Below are 17,744 nucleotides of genomic sequence, written 5' to 3' on the forward strand. Positions count from 1 at the left end.
GGACGGTATGAATGACAAATCTATAGGAGGTGCCCACATGAGCAAAGCAATTGAAACGAAAAAAGTTGTTGTGCAAACAATCGCTGACAAATTCAACGCTGCTGCATCGGTTGTCGTTGTTGACTATCGCGGTTTGAACGTTGCCCAACTTACAGAACTTCGTAAACAGCTTCGTGAGGAAGGCATCGAGTTTAAAGTTTACAAAAACTCCATGACTCGCCGCGCGACAGAAGTTCACGGCCTTGAAGCGATCAACGAACACTTCACAGGACCGAACGCTATCGCATTCTCGAACGAAGACGTCGTTGCTCCAGCGCGAATCATCAACGATTTCGCAAAAGGCAACGAAGCACTAGAAATTAAAGCCGGTATCATCGAAGGCAATGTTGCATCTGCAGATGAAATGAAAGCTCTTGCTGAACTTCCATCACGCGATGGCCTATTGTCTATGCTACTCAGCGTACTACAAGCTCCAGTCCGCAACTTCGCTGCTACTACAAAAGCAGTTGCAGACCAAAAAGAAGAACAGGGCGCTTAATCTCTTAGCATCCTGAGTACGACAAAAAATTACCTATCATAGGAGGAAATTATAATGACACAAGAACAAATTCTAGAAGCAATCAAAGAAATGACAATTCTTCAACTTAACGACCTAGTAAAAGCAATCGAAGACGAGTTCGGCGTAACTGCTGCTGCTCCAGTTGCTGCAGCTGCTGCTGGTGGCGCTGCTGAAGAAGAGCAAACTGAGTTCGACGTAATCCTTAACTCTGCTGGCGACCAAAAAATCAAAGTCATCAAAGTTGTTCGCGAAGTTACAGGCCTTGGCTTGAAAGAAGCGAAAGGTCTTGTTGACGAAGCTCCTAAAGCTCTTAAAGAAGGCGCTACTAAAGAAGAAGCTGAAGAAATCAAAGCTAAACTTGAAGAAGTTGGCGCTTCTGTAGAATTTAAATAATTCACCTATATTATAAGAAAGAAAGCTCGTCAGTATTCACCGACGGGCTTTTTCTTCTTTTTAAATCCAATCCAGTGAGAACTTGAGATTGTATGATGGAAGGAGGGCTCCGTATGTCCCAACACTATTATTCCAAAAATCCTCAAACTAAAAGCAAACCCCAAGAGTGGACCTACACATTGCGGGGCGAGACGTTCCGGTTTCAAACGGATTCAGGCGTTTTCAGTAAAAATGATGTCGATTTCGGTTCGCGGCTATTGATTGAGGCGTTTGATGAACCGTCTGTAGAAGGGCCTATCCTCGATGTGGGTTGCGGGTATGGACCGATCGGAATGGCTATCGCCAAAGCATTTCCACAAAGACATGTGCACATGGTGGACATTAATGCCAGAGCCATTGAACTCGCACAAAAAAACACCGTGTTAAACGGTGTTGAAAATGTTTCAGTCTATGAAAGCGACGGCTTGTCCAATGTTGAGCAACAAGGATTCGGCGCTATTTTAACAAATCCGCCAATTCGTGCGGGTAAAGAGACGATTTTCCGGTTTTATGAAGAAGCGTATGCAAAACTTCTGGCTTCCGGATCGTTATGGGTTGTCATACAGAAAAAGCAGGGAGCCCCTTCGACTCAGGAGAAATTGCAGGAGTTGTTTGGCGACGTCCGGGTCGCTAATAAGAAGAAAGGTTACTTTATTTTCGAGGCCAGAAAAGTTTGACTTGACAAAACGCCTGTGATATTATAATAAAATGCAAAAAATATTATTTTGAGGTCGTTTGCCCTTTTTCGGGCAGAGCATGGCGGCCAGTTTTAACATGTGTAAACCGAAAATGAGCTCATATGCGGTCTCGTTTTCTTTTTGTCTTTTCGATATCATACACTATTTTACAGATATCGCAAAGTCCTATAATCGTTTTATTGAGGGGTGAATAAGTTGACAGGTCAACTAGTTCAGTACGGTCAGCATCGTCAACGCAGAAGTTTTTCGAGAATCAGTGAAGTTCTAGATCTCCCGAATCTGATTGAGATCCAATCGTCTTCTTACGAATGGTTCTTAGAAGAGGGGCTTCGTGAAATGTTCCGCGACATTTCACCAATCGAAGATTTCACAGGAAACCTTTCCTTGGAATTCGTCGACTACAGCCTAGCGGATCCTAAGTACCCGGTTGATGAATCGAAAGAACGGGACGTTACTTACGCAGCACCACTTCGCGTAAAAGTGCGTCTTCACAACAAAGAAACGGATGAAGTGAAAGAACAGGATGTCTTCATGGGTGATTTCCCATTGATGACGGAGACTGGAACTTTCGTCATCAACGGCGCAGAGCGCGTCATCGTTTCGCAATTAGTCCGCTCGCCAAGTGTTTATTTCCACGACAAGACAGATAAAAACGGCAAACGAGGTTTTGGCGCTACTGTCATTCCAAATCGTGGTGCATGGCTTGAGTATGAAACCGATGCAAAAGATGTCGTATACGTACGTATCGACCGCACACGCAAATTGCCTGTAACGGTTCTTCTGCGTGCATTAGGCTTTGGTTCCGATCAGGAAATCATTGAATTGCTCGGCGATAACGAGTATTTGCAAAACACTTTGGAAAAAGATAACACCGAAAACACGGAAAAAGCGCTTCTTGAAATTTACGAGCGCCTTCGTCCTGGAGAGCCACCGACAGTAGAGAGCGCTAAGAGCTTACTTTACTCGCGTTTCTTCGACCCAAAACGCTATGACTTGGCGAATGTCGGCCGTTACAAGATGAACAAAAAGCTTCATATTAAAAACCGCTTGTTTAATCAGACGATTGCAGAAACACTCGTCGATCCTGAAACGGGCGAAATTTTAGTAGAAGCTGGAACTGTTATTGACCGCCGTGTCCTTGACCGCTTGATCCCTAATTTGGAGAATGGCGTTGGTTTCCATACCGTTTCCCAAGCTGGAGGCGTTCTTGAAGACGACGTAACACTTCAATCCATTAAAATCTATGCGCCAAATGACGATGAGCAAAAAGAAATCACTGTCATCAGCAATGCATATATCGAAGACAAGATCAAAAACGTAACGCCTGCGGATATCATCTCGTCTATCAGCTACTTCTTCAACTTGCTGCATGGCGTCGGCAACACAGATGATATTGACCACCTAGGTAACCGTCGTCTGCGTTCAGTTGGCGAACTTCTACAGAACCAATTCCGTATCGGTTTGTCCCGTATGGAGCGCGTGGTGCGCGAGCGTATGTCGATCAACGACACGCAATCGATCGTACCGCAGCAATTGATCAATATCCGCCCGGTTATTGCATCGATTAAAGAGTTCTTCGGCAGCTCCCAATTGTCCCAGTTCATGGACCAAACGAACCCGCTTGCTGAATTGACGCATAAACGCCGTCTATCTGCGCTTGGGCCCGGTGGTTTGACACGTGAACGCGCCGGCTTTGAAGTGCGTGACGTTCACTACTCTCACTACGGCCGCATGTGCCCGATCGAAACGCCTGAGGGCCCGAACATCGGCTTGATCAACACGCTTTCAACATTTGCCAAAGTGAATAAATTCGGATTCATCGAAACACCTTATCGCCGCGTCGATCCGGAGACGAATAAAGTCACCGACCAAATCGACTATTTAACGGCTGATGAAGAAGACAACTATGTTGTCGCTCAGGCGAATTCGCGCTTGAATGAAGACGGATCGTTTGTCGAAGAAGAAGTCGTTGCCCGCTTCCGCGGTGAGAACACTGTTTACAGCCGTTCTAGCATCGATTATATGGATGTTTCTCCAAAACAAGTCGTGTCTGTTGCGACTGCTTGTATTCCGTTCCTTGAAAACGATGACTCCAACCGTGCATTGATGGGAGCGAACATGCAACGTCAAGCTGTGCCTCTATTGAATCCAGAAGCTCCGTTTGTCGGAACTGGCATGGAGCACTTGGCTGCACGTGATTCAGGTGCTGCCGTAATCGCGAAGCATGGCGGAATTGTCGAATTCGTTGAAGCGAAAGAAATCCGCGTTCGCCGCATCGAAAACGTAGAAGGCAATGAAGTCAAAGGCGATGTGGATACGTACCGCCTGCAAAAATTCATCCGTTCAAACCAAGGTACCAGCTATAACCAGCGCCCGATCGTCAAAGTCGGCGATCGTGTAGAAAAACGCGATATCCTGGCCGATGGACCTTCAATGGAACGCGGCGAAATGGCACTTGGCCGTAACGTGCTTGTCGGATTCATGACTTGGGATGGCTTTAACTATGAGGATGCGATCATCATGAGTGAGCGCCTCGTTAAAGATGACGTCTACACGTCAGTCCATATTGAAGAATACGAATCCGATTCCCGTGATACAAAACTCGGGCCTGAAGAAATCACGCGCGATATCCCGAACGTCGGCGAAGATGCTTTGCGCAACTTAGACGACCGCGGCATCATCCGTGTCGGTGCTGAAGTGAAAGATGGCGACATCCTAGTCGGTAAAGTAACGCCTAAAGGGGTTACGGAACTGACAGCGGAAGAACGCCTGCTTCATGCAATCTTCGGTGAAAAAGCGCGTGAAGTACGCGATACTTCCTTGCGTGTGCCTCACGGTGCAGGCGGGATCGTACTTGATGTGAAAATCTTCAACCGTGAAGACGGCGACGAATTGCCGCCGGGCGTCAACCAATTGGTACGTGCTTATATTGTCCAAAAACGGAAAATCTCCGTCGGGGACAAGATGGCCGGACGTCACGGGAACAAAGGTGTTATTTCCCGCATCTTGCCGGAAGAAGACATGCCGTTCATGCCGGATGGCACGCCGATCGATATCATGTTGAACCCGCTTGGTGTTCCGTCCCGTATGAATATCGGGCAGGTGCTTGAACTTCACCTTGGGATGGCTTCTCGTTCCCTAGGCCTTCACATGGCATCATCCGTATTTGATGGCGCGAATGAAGAAGATGTCTGGGAAACAATGGAAGAAGCCGGGATGCCACGCGACGGAAAAACCATCCTTTATGATGGCCGCTCCGGTGAGCCATTCGACAACCGCGTATCTGTCGGGATCATGTACATGATTAAACTGGCACACATGGTTGACGATAAACTCCATGCACGTTCAACTGGACCTTACTCACTCGTTACGCAACAGCCACTCGGTGGTAAAGCGCAATTTGGCGGTCAGCGTTTCGGGGAGATGGAAGTTTGGGCACTTGAAGCATACGGTGCTGCGCATACACTCCAAGAAATCTTGACAGTTAAATCAGATGACGTGGTCGGCCGTGTGAAAACGTACGAAGCGATTGTCAAAGGTGAAAGTGTTCCAGAACCAAGCGTTCCGGAATCCTTCAAAGTATTGATCAAAGAGCTTCAAAGTTTGGGCATGGACGTTAAGATGCTCACAATCGACGATGAAGAAATCGAATTGCGCGATTTGGATGAAGAAGACGATCTTCAACCTGCAGATTCACTGAATATCCTGCCGATCGCTGACGAAGAATCACCAGTAGGCACGATTGAATAACGTATATATAGAAAAAACCGTCCGGCATAGCGCCGGGCGGAAACTTATCGATTTAGCCATAAACGAGGAAGAGCCGTACAGAAACTCGAGACAAAAGGGAGGTAGGCTCCTTGATAGATGTAAATAATTTTGAGTATATGAAAATCGGATTGGCATCACCCGATAAAATTCGCTCATGGTCCTATGGGGAAGTCAAGAAACCAGAAACAATCAACTACCGTACGTTAAAGCCTGAAAAAGACGGTTTGTTCTGTGAACGTATTTTCGGTCCTACAAAAGACTGGGAATGCCATTGCGGAAAATACAAACGCGTCCGTTATAAAGGCGTCGTCTGTGATCGCTGTGGCGTCGAAGTAACCCGTTCAAAAGTGCGCCGTGAGCGCATGGGCCATATCGAGCTTGCAGCACCGGTTTCCCATATTTGGTATTTCAAAGGAATTCCAAGCCGCATGGGTCTTATCTTGGATATGTCCCCGCGTTCTTTGGAAGAAGTTATCTATTTTGCTTCTTATGTAGTCATCGATCCGGCGGATACGCCGCTCGAGAAAAAACAATTGCTTTCCGAAAAAGAATATCGCGCATACCGTGATAAATTCGGCAAGAAGTTCCAAGCAGCAATGGGTGCTGAAGCGATCAAACGTTTGCTTCAGGAAATTGACTTGGAACGCGAAACAGATGCGTTGAAAGAAGAACTAAAATCTGCACAAGGCCAGCGCCGCACACGTGCGATCAAACGCCTTGAAGTAGTAGAGTCTTTCCGCAACTCTGGAAACAACCCGGATTGGATGATTTTGGATGTCCTTCCTGTCATCCCGCCGGAATTGCGTCCGATGGTTCAGCTAGACGGTGGCCGTTTTGCGACTTCTGACTTGAACGACCTTTACCGCCGTGTCATCAACCGCAACAACCGCCTCAAGCGTTTGCTTGACCTTGGTGCGCCAAGCATCATCGTTCAGAACGAAAAACGCATGCTTCAAGAAGCGGTTGATGCCTTGATCGACAATGGCCGTCGCGGCCGTCCGGTTACAGGTCCTGGTAACCGCCCATTGAAATCTCTTTCTCATATGTTGAAAGGGAAACAAGGGCGTTTCCGCCAGAACTTGCTCGGAAAACGTGTCGATTACTCGGGACGTTCTGTAATCGTCGTAGGGCCGAACTTGAAGATGTATCAATGCGGCTTGCCTAAAGGCATGGCAATTGAACTCTTTAAGCCGTTCGTCATGAAAGAATTGGTTGAACGCGGTCTCGCGCACAACATTAAGAGCGCGAAGCGTAAAATCGAACGTCTCCATTCGGAAGTTTGGGATGTACTTGAAGATGTTATCAAGGAGCACCCGGTTCTATTGAACCGCGCACCGACACTTCACAGACTCGGTATCCAAGCATTTGAACCGACACTTGTCGAAGGTAAGGCCATCCGCCTTCACCCACTCGTTTGTACGGCTTATAACGCCGACTTTGATGGTGACCAAATGGCTGTCCACGTACCGCTTTCATCTGAAGCGCAAGCAGAAGCTCGTCTTCTAATGCTTGCAGCACAGAACATCTTGAACCCGAAAGATGGAAAACCGGTCGTAACGCCTTCACAGGATATGGTTCTTGGAAACTATTACCTGACGCTGGAGCGCAAAGGCGCAACAGGCGAAGGGGCTACGTTCTCCGGATCCGAAGAAGTATTGATTGCTTACCAAACTGGACATGTGCATCTGCACACGCGTATCGCGGTTCAGGCTGGATCTGTAAACAACCCGACGTTTACGGAAGAACAAAACAAAATGCTTCTTTTGACGACAGTCGGAAAAGTGATTTTCAATGAAATTCTTCCGGAATCGTTCCCTTATATCAATGAACCGACCGATTACAACCTGCAAGTGGAAACGCCAGCGAAATACTTCGTCCCAACAACGACGGATGTTCGCAAGCATATCCAGGAGTCAGAACTTGTAACGCCGTTCAAGAAGAAGATTCTTGGGGAAATCATTGCAGAAGTGTTCAAACGTTTCCATATTACGGAAACTTCGCGGATGCTTGACCGCATGAAGAGCCTTGGATTCAAATATTCTACACAAGCCGGCATCACGGTTGGTGTGGCGGATATCGTCGTTTTGCCAGACAAAGGTGAAATTTTAGTTGAAGCCCAAAACAATGTAGATAAAGTGATGAAGCAATTCCGCCGTGGTTTGATTACGGAAGAAGAGCGCTACACACGCGTTATCTCATATTGGAGCAATGCAAAAGATATCATCCAGGAAAAACTGATGGCATCCCTTGATACGCTAAACCCGATCTACATGATGAGTGATTCCGGAGCCCGTGGTAACGCGTCCAACTTCACGCAGCTTGCGGGTATGCGCGGACTCATGGCCAACCCGGCCGGCCGCATCATCGAACTTCCGATCAAATCTTCATTCCGTGAAGGTCTGACGGTACTCGAATATTTCATCTCGACTCACGGTGCACGTAAAGGTCTTGCCGATACAGCATTGAAAACAGCTGACTCCGGTTACTTGACTCGCCGTCTTGTCGATGTTGCACAAGATGCTATCGTACGCGAAAATGATTGCGGAACTGACCGTGGTTTATTGGTTGGTGCACTCATGGAAGGCACGGAAGTTATCGAAGAGCTTGAAGAACGGATTGTCGGCCGTCATGCTAAGAAAACGGTCCGTCATCCAGAAACAAAAGAAGTGATTGTAGAAAGAGACGCACTTATTACGCAAGACTTGGCGCGCCTCGTAATCGAAGCCGGCATCAAAGAAGTGACGATCCGCTCTGCTTTCACTTGTAATACAAAACACGGCATTTGCAAAAAATGCTACGGTACGAACCTTGCTACAGGCGACGAAGTGGAAGTCGGCGAAGCAGTCGGAATCATCGCTGCCCAGTCAATCGGTGAGCCAGGTACGCAGCTTACAATGCGTACATTCCACACAGGCGGTGTAGCAGGAGACGATATCACACAAGGTTTGCCGCGTATCCAGGAAATCTTCGAATCCAGAAATCCGAAAGGGCAAGCTGTTATTTCTGAAATCACCGGTACGATTACCGAGATTGATGAAATTCGCGAAGGCCAGAAGGAAATCACGATTCAAGGCGATGTGGAAACACGCAAATACTTGGCGCCTTATAATGCACGTTTGAAAGTTCAAGTAGATGATACGATTCAGCGCGGTGAAGTGCTGACAGACGGTTCTATCGATCCGAAGCAATTGCTTCAGGTCAAAGAAGTTCAATCTGTTCAATTGTATCTATTGAAAGAAGTTCAAAAAGTTTACCGCATGCAAGGGGTAGAAATCGGCGATAAGCACGTTGAAGTTATGGTTCGTCAAATGTTCCGTAAAGTCCGCGTCATTGAAGCCGGAGATACTGACTTGCTGCCAGGCTCTCTTCTTGATATTCACCAGTTCACAGAAGCGAATGAAAAAGCAGTGCTTGCCGGCAATATGCCAGCAACTAGCCGACCTGTCATCCTTGGGATCACGAAAGCTTCCCTGGAAACAGAATCATTCTTGTCTGCTGCATCCTTCCAAGAAACGACTCGTGTCCTTACCGATGCGGCGATTAAAGGAAAACGCGACGAGCTTCTCGGACTGAAAGAGAATGTCATTATCGGAAAACTGGTTCCAGCAGGGACTGGCATGCAACGCTACCGCCAGATCGAAATCGAGCAGAGCGAAAAAGCTCAGCAAGAAGAGATTGTCGGAAGCGAATCATAAGTTAAAAAAACTAATCCGGGAGAGCGATGAGCTCCCCCGGACTTTTTTTGCAATTTTGGTTGACAGTAACGCATAGTGAATGATAGTATATTAAGGGTTGATGATTATCGATCTTTGCATGTCAGGAACATGATCGTCAGGTACTAAGCAAAAACAGTAAAAGCGTTCAGCTTTGCTGGATGTAGCCATGATGGCATTACTGGATACCGGTTTTTGTGTGAAATCACAAAGACTTTGTTTTTTACCCAAAAATGAACCACCTGGATATGTGGTATTAGAACACCTTTTGAGAGGAGGAAAAATCGATGCCTACAATTAACCAATTGGTTAACAAGCCTCGTAAACCAAAAAGCACTAAATCAGACTCACCAGCGTTGAACAAGGGGTATAACAGCTTCAAGAAAGCACAGACTAACTTGAGCGCTCCACAAAAACGCGGCGTCTGCACACGTGTTGGAACGATGACACCGAAAAAACCAAACTCCGCATTGCGTAAATACGCGCGTGTACGTTTGACAAACCAAATTGAGGTCAATGCATATATCGGCGGCGAAGGTCACAACCTTCAAGAGCACAGTGTTGTTCTTATCCGCGGAGGACGCGTAAAAGACCTTCCGGGTGTACGTTACCACGTTGTACGCGGCGCACTTGATACTGCTGGAGTAAACGGCCGTATGCAAGGACGCTCTAAATATGGAACAAAACGCCCTAAAGCAAAAAAATAATAACAATGAATTAACGATAGTTTTCGTTGAAAGGAGGAACATACATGCCTCGTAAAGGTCCTGTAGCTAAACGTGACGTGTTGCCAGATCCGATTTATAGTTCGAAATTGGTAACTCGTTTAATTAACAAATTGATGGTTGACGGAAAAAGAGGTACTTCACAAAAGATCCTCTACGGTGCGTTCGAACTAATTAAAGAACGCAGCGGGAAAGATCCGATCGAAGTATTCGAACAAGCGTTGGAAAACATCATGCCGGTTCTTGAAGTTCGCGCTCGCCGTGTTGGTGGAGCTAACTACCAAGTACCAGTTGAAGTTCGTCCAGAACGCCGTACGACTCTTGGACTTCGCTACCTAGTGAACTACTCACGTCTACGTGGGGAAAAAACTATGGAAGAGCGTCTAGCTAACGAAATCCTAGATGCTGCTAACAACACTGGTGCTTCCGTCAAAAAACGTGAAGATATCCACAAAATGGCAGAAGCCAACAAAGCATTTGCTCATTACCGCTGGTAAATTCTTGCGAAACTTAAAATCTTATTTCGAGACGGAAGGAGAAAGACCATATGCCTAGAGAGTTCTCCTTAGACCATACACGTAATATCGGAATCATGGCTCACATCGATGCCGGTAAAACGACTACTACGGAGCGTATTTTGTATTACACAGGCCGTATCCACAAAATCGGCGAAACGCATGAAGGTGCTTCTCAAATGGACTGGATGGAGCAGGAGCAAGAGCGTGGAATCACGATCACATCTGCTGCGACAACAGCTTCATGGGAAGGCCACCGCGTTAACATCATCGATACTCCAGGACACGTAGACTTCACAGTTGAAGTTGAACGTTCACTGCGCGTACTTGATGGTGCTGTAACGGTTCTTGATGCCCAATCAGGCGTTGAGCCCCAAACAGAAACTGTATGGCGTCAAGCGACAACATACGGAGTACCGCGTTTGGTATTCATTAACAAAATGGATAAAATCGGCGCTGACTTCCTGTATTCAGTAGGCACTCTTCACGATCGCCTGCAAGCTAACGCACACCCGATTCAATTGCCAATCGGCGCAGAAGACGAGTTCTCAGGGATCATTGACCTTGTAAACATGACCGCGCGCTTCTATGCGAACGATTTGGGAACTGAAATCACTGAAGGCGAAATTCCTGAAGAGTACAAGGAGCTTGCTGACGAGTGGCACACGAAACTACTCGAAGGCGTTGCTGAGCTTGATGAAGACTTGATGGAAAAATACCTTGGTGGCGAAGAAATTACTGTTGATGAACTTAAAGCTGCAATCCGTAAAGGAACGCTTGACGTTGAGTTCTATCCAGTAGTTTGCGGAACTGCTTTCAAAAACAAAGGGGTTCAATTGATGCTTGATGCAGTAATTGATTACCTCCCATCACCACTAGATGTACCGCCAATGACAGCACTTCGTCCGGATTCAGACGAAGAAGTATTGCGTAAAGCATCTGAAGACGAGCCTTTCTCTGCTCTGGCATTTAAAGTAATGACAGACCCATATGTAGGGAAATTGACGTTCTTCCGTGTTTACTCTGGTACTTTGAAATCTGGTTCATACGTACAAAACTCTTCAAAAGGCAAGCGTGAGCGCGTAGGACGTATCCTGCAAATGCACGCCAACTCCCGCGAAGAGATCGCTGAAGTATATTGCGGGGATATCGCTGCTGCGATCGGCCTAAAAGATACTTCTACAGGCGATACGCTATGCGACGAAAAAGACCAAGTAATTCTTGAGCGCATGGTCTTCCCGGAACCGGTTATCTCACTTTCAGTAGAGCCGAAATCCAAAGCGGACCAAGACAAGATGGGCCAAGCCCTTGCGAAATTGCAAGAAGAAGACCCAACTTTCCGTGCGCATACAGACCAGGAAACTGGTCAAACGATCATCGCAGGTATGGGTGAGCTTCACCTTGATATCCTAGTTGACCGTATGAGACGCGAATTCAACGTTGAAGCAAACGTCGGAGCTCCTCAGGTATCTTACCGTGAGACATTCCGCCAGTCTGCAAAAGTTGAAGGGAAGTTCGTACGTCAATCCGGTGGCCGTGGTCAGTTCGGACACGTTTGGATCGAATTCTCTCCAAACGAAGAAGGCGCTGGCTTTGAGTTCGAAAATGGAATTGTCGGTGGTGTTGTTCCACGTGAATACATCCCAGCAGTTGAAGCGGGTCTTCGCGACTCTCTTGATAACGGTGTAGTTGCCGGTTATCCATTGGTAGACATTAAAGCACGTTTGTTCGACGGATCTTACCATGATGTTGACTCCAACGAGATGGCGTTTAAAGTTGCTGCTTCAATGGCACTGAAAAACGCTGTATCAAAAGTTAACCCGGTAATCCTTGAGCCGATCATGAAAGTTGAAATTGTAATCCCTGAAGAATACCTTGGCGATATCATGGGTGACGTTACGTCTCGCCGTGGACGCGTAGAAGGTATGGACGCTCGCGGAAACGCACAAGTTGTCCGTTCAATGGTTCCACTTTCTGAAATGTTCGGTTATGCAACAAACTTGCGTTCTAACACGCAAGGACGCGGTGTGTTCTCTATGCACTTCGATCACTATGAAGAAGTGCCGAAATCCATCGCTGAAGAAATTATCAAGAAAAATAAAGGCCAATAATTGAATTTTGACCTTTAATCAAGTATAAATAGTTTGTACGCCCAATCTGCGGTTTATTTCGGCAGCTTGGGTACTCAAACTACTACTATTAACTTACATTCTGAGGAGGATTTTTCTAATGGGTAAAGCTAAATTTGACCGTTCTAAAACACACGCTAACATTGGTACAATCGGACACGTTGACCATGGTAAAACAACTTTGACTGCAGCAATCGCTACAGTTCTTGCTAGAGCATCAGGCGGGGAAGCTCGTTCTTACGACCAAATCGATAACGCACCTGAAGAAAAAGAGCGCGGTATCACAATCAACACTTCTCACGTTGAGTACGAAACTGAAACACGCCACTATGCACACGTTGACTGCCCAGGTCACGCTGACTATGTTAAAAACATGATCACTGGTGCTGCACAAATGGACGGCGGGATCCTAGTAGTATCTGCTGCTGACGGCCCAATGCCACAAACTCGTGAGCACATCTTGCTTTCACGTCAAGTAGGCGTACCTTACCTTGTAGTATTCATGAACAAATGCGACATGGTAGACGACGAAGAGCTTCTTGAGCTAGTTGAAATGGAAGTTCGCGACCTATTGTCTGAATATGACTTCCCTGGCGATGACATCCCAGTCATCAAAGGTTCTGCGCTTAAAGCCCTTGAAGGCGAGCCAGAATGGGAAGAAAAAATTCTTGAGTTGATGGCTGCTGTTGATGAGTACATCCCAACTCCAGAACGCGACACTGACAAGCCATTCATGATGCCAGTTGAGGACGTATTCTCAATCACTGGCCGTGGTACAGTTGCAACTGGCCGTGTTGAGCGTGGACAAATCAAAGTCGGCGACAACGTTGACATCATCGGTATCAACGAAGAAGCTAAATCTACAACTGTTACAGGTGTAGAAATGTTCCGCAAATTGCTTGACTATGCTGAAGCTGGCGACAACATTGGCGCACTTCTTCGCGGAGTTTCCCGTGACGACATCCAGCGTGGACAAGTTCTTGCTAAACCAGGCACAATCACTCCACATACAACTTTCAAAGCTGAAGTTTATGTTCTTTCAAAAGAAGAGGGTGGACGTCACACTCCATTCTTCACAAACTACCGTCCGCAGTTCTACTTCCGTACAACTGACGTAACTGGCGTTTGTAACCTTCCTGAAGGAGTAGAAATGGTTATGCCTGGCGATAACATCGAAATGGATGTTGAGCTTATCTCACCAATCGCTCTTGAAGAAGGTACTAAGTTCTCTATCCGTGAGGGTGGACGTACTGTAGGCGCTGGCGTTGTAGCTTCTATCCAGAAGTAATTCGCCTGTGCTTAAATCCCCCAACTCATTATGAGTTGGGGGATTTTTTTGTGTTCTTTTTTAACTAAAGATGAACATTGCGTGGCAGTGAGATGAGGTTTAAAGGCTGAATGATCCATGAGCATGCCGAAGAATTTTTATTAAAATCTATTAGTTAAGAGAAGCTTATCCTTTTTTTATACGCAATATATCGCATTTTCATAAAATATTCAAACTTTTTTAAAAACATTTTAAACCGCGCCACGACAACAATGTAAACGGATACAAATGATTTCAATGTTCAGAATTAGCAAAAAAATCGCATTTTGTTTGTTGACACCCTTTGGAATAGGCGATATGATAGCAACAATTTAACAGAACAAAGCATTTACAGCGCAATCCCCATAAAAAATTTCGGAGAAAGAAGTGGACATCATGACTGAACAAGTAATCTATATGAATGGTGAATTTGTAAAAAAAGAAGATGCCAAGGTTTCGGTTTATGATCATGGCTTCCTATATGGCGACGGAGTTTTCGAAGGCATTCGTTCATACAACGGAAATGTCTTTCGTTTAGAAGAACATCTGGAGCGCCTTTACGATTCGGCTAAATCAGTGATGCTTGAAATTCCGCATACTTTCGAAGAAATGACGCAGCTGGTCGTAGAAACGCTCCGGCAAAACAAATTGAAGGATGCGTATATTCGCTTAGTCGTCTCACGCGGAGTCGGGAATCTCGGGCTCGATCCATTCAGTTGTGCAAAGCCGAATGTCATCGTCATCGCAGAGCCGCTTTCTTTATTCCCGAAAGCCTTATACGACAGCGGCATTGAAATCGTCTCGGTTGCTTCCAGAAGAAGCCGCTCAGACGTCCTTAGCCCGAAAGTGAAATCACTGAACTATATGAACAACATCCTAGTGAAGATTGAAGCTAGCCTGGCGGGTGTCTCTGAAGCACTCATGCTGAACGATCAAGGCTATGTGGCTGAAGGATCGGCCGATAATATCTTCATTGTCCGCAAAAACAAATTGCTGACGCCTCCTGGTTATGTAGGGGCGCTTGAAGGGATTACGCGCAACGCCATCATGGAAGTCGCAGCTGAAAAAGGTTACCAAATGGAAGAAGGCGTCTTTACCAGACACGATGTCTATGTCGCAGACGAAGTGTTCCTGACAGGGACGGCAGCAGAAGTCATCGCCGTCATCAAAGTGGATGGACGCGTGATCGGCGACGGCAAGCCAGGACCTGTCACGAATGACCTGTTAGAAGCATTCCGTGAGCTGGTGCAGCAAGACGGCGTTAAAGTGTATAACGAAGAACATCTAAACGTAGTATAAATTCATATGATCAATTCAATGACGAGGTTAAAGCAAATGGAATACAGCATTCACAGAGAGCCGGGGCGGTGGAAGCCGGCAATGCTGCCAGATGCGACATCCCCTCTGAGTGGAATGCTGAACGGCTTCGGCCTTTTAGGTGTTCCCGGTGACTGCAAGCGACGAGTTATCGTTATCAGCGGATAAGCAATTATCCAAGAGGCTGCAAATCGCAGTGAAATAGGGTGGTACCATGAAGCTTTTTCATCCCTATGCAAAGAAGATGTCTTCTTTGTGTAGGGATGGAAAAGCTTTTTCATTTGCTACTTCCGAAGACTTAAGAAGAAGGAGGCGGAAAGATTGGGAGTAAACGTAAAGGTCAGAGAAGAACTCAAACAAGGATTATCCGGCAGCGGGGCAGACGTATTAATTCAATCATTGAAACAGCAGGGTGTTGAGATCATTTTTGGCTACCCAGGAGGTGCGGTTCTGCCAATCTACGACGCTTTGCATCGTAACCCGATCCGTCACATATTAGCGAGACACGAACAAGGTGCGATCCATGCGGCGGAAGGCTACGCCAGAGTTTCCGGAAAAGCAGGAGTGGTCATTGCAACGTCAGGCCCTGGGGCGACGAACCTCGTCACCGGGATTGCGGATGCCATGCTCGATTCATTGCCACTCGTCATCTTCACCGGGCAAGTTGCTACATCGGTCATCGGAACAGATGCTTTCCAAGAAGCGGATATCGTCAGCATCACACAGCCGATCACAAAGCATAATTACCAAGTGAAAAAAGCGGAAGACTTGCCGCGGATCATTAAAGAAGCATTCTTCATCGCTTCAACAGGGCGCCCGGGACCGGTCGTCGTCGATATCCCGAAAGACGTGTCGACGATGCTGTTCGCTGGAAGTGAAGAACAGGCGGATGCAGATGTGTACTTGCCAGGCTATCAACCGACCATCTCGCCGAATTATCTGCAGATCCAAAAAGCAGTGCAATTGCTGTCCAAAGCGAAAAAGCCTGTGATTCTAGCGGGTGCCGGGGTATTGGCAGCGAGAGCTTCCGAAGAGCTTCAAGCATTTGCAGAACATCATCAAATCCCGATCGTGAACACCCTGCTGGGGCTTGGAACAGTCGGTGGCGACCATGAATTGTTCCTCGGCATGGGCGGCATGCACGGAACGTATGCAGCGAACACGGCAATTTGCGAATGTGATGTCTTACTCAACATCGGGGCCCGTTTTGACGACAGGCTCACCGGCAATTTGGCATCATTCGCGCCGAACGCAGAAGTTATCCATATCGATATCGATCCTGCAGAAATCGGGAAGAACGTTCCGACAGCCATTCCGATCGTGTCGGATGCCAAAGCAGCATTGGTCGAGCTATTGAAAAGCAATTTCGAAAGCCCGGACACAGAAGAATGGCGCGGCAAGCTCAATGCTTACCAAGAAGCTTACCCGCTTCAGTATCACCAAAAAGAACGAAAAGGCATCATGCCTCAACAAGCCGTCGAATTGATTCATCGTTTGACTGGAGGCGACGCGATCGTCACGACGGATGTCGGACAGCACCAAATGTGGACGGCTCAGTATTACCGCTTCAACAACCCGCATAACTGGGTGACATCCGGCGGGCTTGGAACGATGGGCTTCGGTTTCCCGGCAGCGATCGGGGCGAAGTTCGCAAGACCGGAAGAAACGGTGGTGGCTGTCGTCGGCGATGCCGGCTTCCAGATGACTTTACAGGAATTGTCGCTATTGCAGGAATACCGCTTGCCGGTGAAAATCGTCATCTTGAACAATCAAAGCCTTGGGATGGTTCGCCAGTGGCAAGAAACCTTCTATGAGGAACGTTATTCCCAATCGATGATGCCCGTGCAGCCGGATTTCGTAAAACTGGCAGCCGCTTATGATCTCGACGGCTATAAAGTCGAAACGATGGAAGAAGCGGAAGAAGTATTCAAAAAAGCGTTTGAATCAGATGGCCCAGCGCTCATCGATTGCCGGGTAATCCAACTTGAATGTGTGTACCCGATGGTAGCGCCAGGCAAAGGGCTCAACGAAATGATCGGGGTGAAAGGCGAATGAAGCGAGTAATCACAACGACGGTCATCAACCAGAGCGGCGTCTTGAACCGAGTCACCGGGCTGTTGATGAAACGCCAATTCAATATTGAAAGCATTTCAGTCGGACATACCGAGCAAGCAGGCATATCCAAAATGACTTTCGTCGTCAATGTGGAAGATAAAGGGAAGCTGGAGCAATTGCTCAAACAGCTGCAAAAGCAGATCGACGTGTTGAAAGTCAATGACATTACCGATAAGGCGATGGTCATGAGAGAACTCGCATTGATTAAAGTGGTCGCACCGCCCGCAGCGCGCAGCGAGATCTACAGCATCGTCGAACCTTTCCGCGCGACAGTGGTCGATATGAGCAAAAACGTCACCACGTTCCAAGTAACAGGCGACCCTGAGAAAATCGAAGCCTTCATCGATTTGATGAAGCCATACGGCATCAAAGAATTAACAAGAACCGGAGTATCCGCTTTTGTCAGAGAAACGCAAAAAGCCCATACACCGCAATTGAACATCCTTTAAACTAAAACCCCAAAC

General features: G+C 47.0%; 12 protein-coding genes and 1 other annotated feature (1 of these 13 only partly in view). All 12 genes read left to right on the forward strand.

Features of this window, described 5'->3' with window-relative positions:
* Window positions 1-2 (forward strand) — a sequence feature (ribosomal protein L10 leader region) (it extends 149 nt beyond the left edge of the window).
* 35 nt (window positions 3-37) lie between these two features.
* Window positions 38-538, forward strand: a complete 501-nt coding sequence (gene rplJ, locus M1Q06_RS00580) for a 50S ribosomal protein L10 (RefSeq protein ID WP_101189186.1) — start codon at window positions 38-40, stop codon at window positions 536-538.
* Window positions 539-592: 54 nt separating this feature from the next.
* Window positions 593-952 carry a 50S ribosomal protein L7/L12 gene (rplL, locus tag M1Q06_RS00585; RefSeq protein ID WP_434400941.1) on the forward strand — a complete coding sequence of 120 codons (360 nt, stop codon included), beginning with the start codon at window positions 593-595 and terminating at the stop codon, window positions 950-952.
* Between the two features lie 113 nt (window positions 953-1,065).
* Window positions 1,066-1,668 carry a class I SAM-dependent methyltransferase gene (locus M1Q06_RS00590; protein WP_434400943.1) on the forward strand — a complete coding sequence of 201 codons (603 nt, stop codon included), beginning with the start codon at window positions 1,066-1,068 and terminating at the stop codon, window positions 1,666-1,668.
* A 216-nt stretch (window positions 1,669-1,884) separates the two neighbouring features.
* Window positions 1,885-5,439: a DNA-directed RNA polymerase subunit beta gene (gene rpoB / locus M1Q06_RS00595; RefSeq protein ID WP_121301285.1), complete on the forward strand. Its 3,555-nt coding sequence runs from the start codon at window positions 1,885-1,887 to the stop codon at window positions 5,437-5,439.
* A gap of 110 nt (window positions 5,440-5,549) precedes the next feature.
* Window positions 5,550-9,155 (forward strand): DNA-directed RNA polymerase subunit beta', encoded by a 3,606-nt coding sequence (gene rpoC / locus M1Q06_RS00600; RefSeq protein WP_211652849.1) that lies wholly within the window; start codon window positions 5,550-5,552, stop codon window positions 9,153-9,155.
* A 305-nt stretch (window positions 9,156-9,460) separates the two neighbouring features.
* Entirely contained in the window at window positions 9,461-9,880 is a 420-nt protein-coding gene (gene rpsL / locus M1Q06_RS00605; RefSeq protein WP_068459672.1) for a 30S ribosomal protein S12, read from the forward strand.
* A 44-nt stretch (window positions 9,881-9,924) separates the two neighbouring features.
* A complete protein-coding gene (gene rpsG, locus M1Q06_RS00610) occupies window positions 9,925-10,395 on the forward strand; it encodes a 30S ribosomal protein S7 (protein WP_058382176.1) in 471 nt (156 codons plus the stop codon).
* A gap of 50 nt (window positions 10,396-10,445) precedes the next feature.
* Complete coding sequence (gene fusA / locus M1Q06_RS00615; protein ID WP_434400947.1) at window positions 10,446-12,524, forward strand: elongation factor G; 2,079 nt, start codon at window positions 10,446-10,448, stop codon at window positions 12,522-12,524.
* 118 nt (window positions 12,525-12,642) lie between these two features.
* Window positions 12,643-13,830: an elongation factor Tu gene (gene tuf, locus M1Q06_RS00620; RefSeq protein ID WP_121301287.1), complete on the forward strand. Its 1,188-nt coding sequence runs from the start codon at window positions 12,643-12,645 to the stop codon at window positions 13,828-13,830.
* A gap of 414 nt (window positions 13,831-14,244) precedes the next feature.
* Window positions 14,245-15,147 carry a branched-chain-amino-acid transaminase gene (ilvE, locus tag M1Q06_RS00625; protein ID WP_058382173.1) on the forward strand — a complete coding sequence of 301 codons (903 nt, stop codon included), beginning with the start codon at window positions 14,245-14,247 and terminating at the stop codon, window positions 15,145-15,147.
* 339 nt (window positions 15,148-15,486) lie between these two features.
* Entirely contained in the window at window positions 15,487-17,220 is a 1,734-nt protein-coding gene (gene ilvB, locus M1Q06_RS00630) for a biosynthetic-type acetolactate synthase large subunit (protein ID WP_434400950.1), read from the forward strand.
* Entirely contained in the window at window positions 17,217-17,729 is a 513-nt protein-coding gene (gene ilvN / locus M1Q06_RS00635) for an acetolactate synthase small subunit (protein ID WP_058382171.1), read from the forward strand. Before ilvB ends, ilvN begins: the two co-directional genes overlap by 4 nt.
* Window positions 17,730-17,744 lie beyond the last annotated feature (15 nt).

Source organism: Planococcus sp. 11815 (genome assembly GCF_051096385.1).
Taxonomy (GTDB): domain Bacteria; phylum Bacillota; class Bacilli; order Bacillales_A; family Planococcaceae; genus Planococcus; species Planococcus citreus.

What these genes read in the sequence shown, in the direction of transcription:
- rplJ (WP_101189186.1), top strand. Translation starts at nt 38, where the DNA reads ATGAGCAAAGCAATTGAAACGAAAAAAGTTGTTGTGCAAACAATCGCT.
- ilvE (WP_058382173.1), top strand. Translation starts at nt 14,245, where the DNA reads ATGACTGAACAAGTAATCTATATGAATGGTGAATTTGTAAAAAAAGAA.
- fusA (WP_434400947.1), top strand. Translation starts at nt 10,446, where the DNA reads ATGCCTAGAGAGTTCTCCTTAGACCATACACGTAATATCGGAATCATG.
- ilvN (WP_058382171.1), top strand. Translation starts at nt 17,217, where the DNA reads ATGAAGCGAGTAATCACAACGACGGTCATCAACCAGAGCGGCGTCTTG.
- rpsL (WP_068459672.1), top strand. Translation starts at nt 9,461, where the DNA reads ATGCCTACAATTAACCAATTGGTTAACAAGCCTCGTAAACCAAAAAGC.
- tuf (WP_121301287.1), top strand. Translation starts at nt 12,643, where the DNA reads ATGGGTAAAGCTAAATTTGACCGTTCTAAAACACACGCTAACATTGGT.
- M1Q06_RS00590 (WP_434400943.1), top strand. Translation starts at nt 1,066, where the DNA reads ATGTCCCAACACTATTATTCCAAAAATCCTCAAACTAAAAGCAAACCC.
- rpsG (WP_058382176.1), top strand. Translation starts at nt 9,925, where the DNA reads ATGCCTCGTAAAGGTCCTGTAGCTAAACGTGACGTGTTGCCAGATCCG.
- rplL (WP_434400941.1), top strand. Translation starts at nt 593, where the DNA reads ATGACACAAGAACAAATTCTAGAAGCAATCAAAGAAATGACAATTCTT.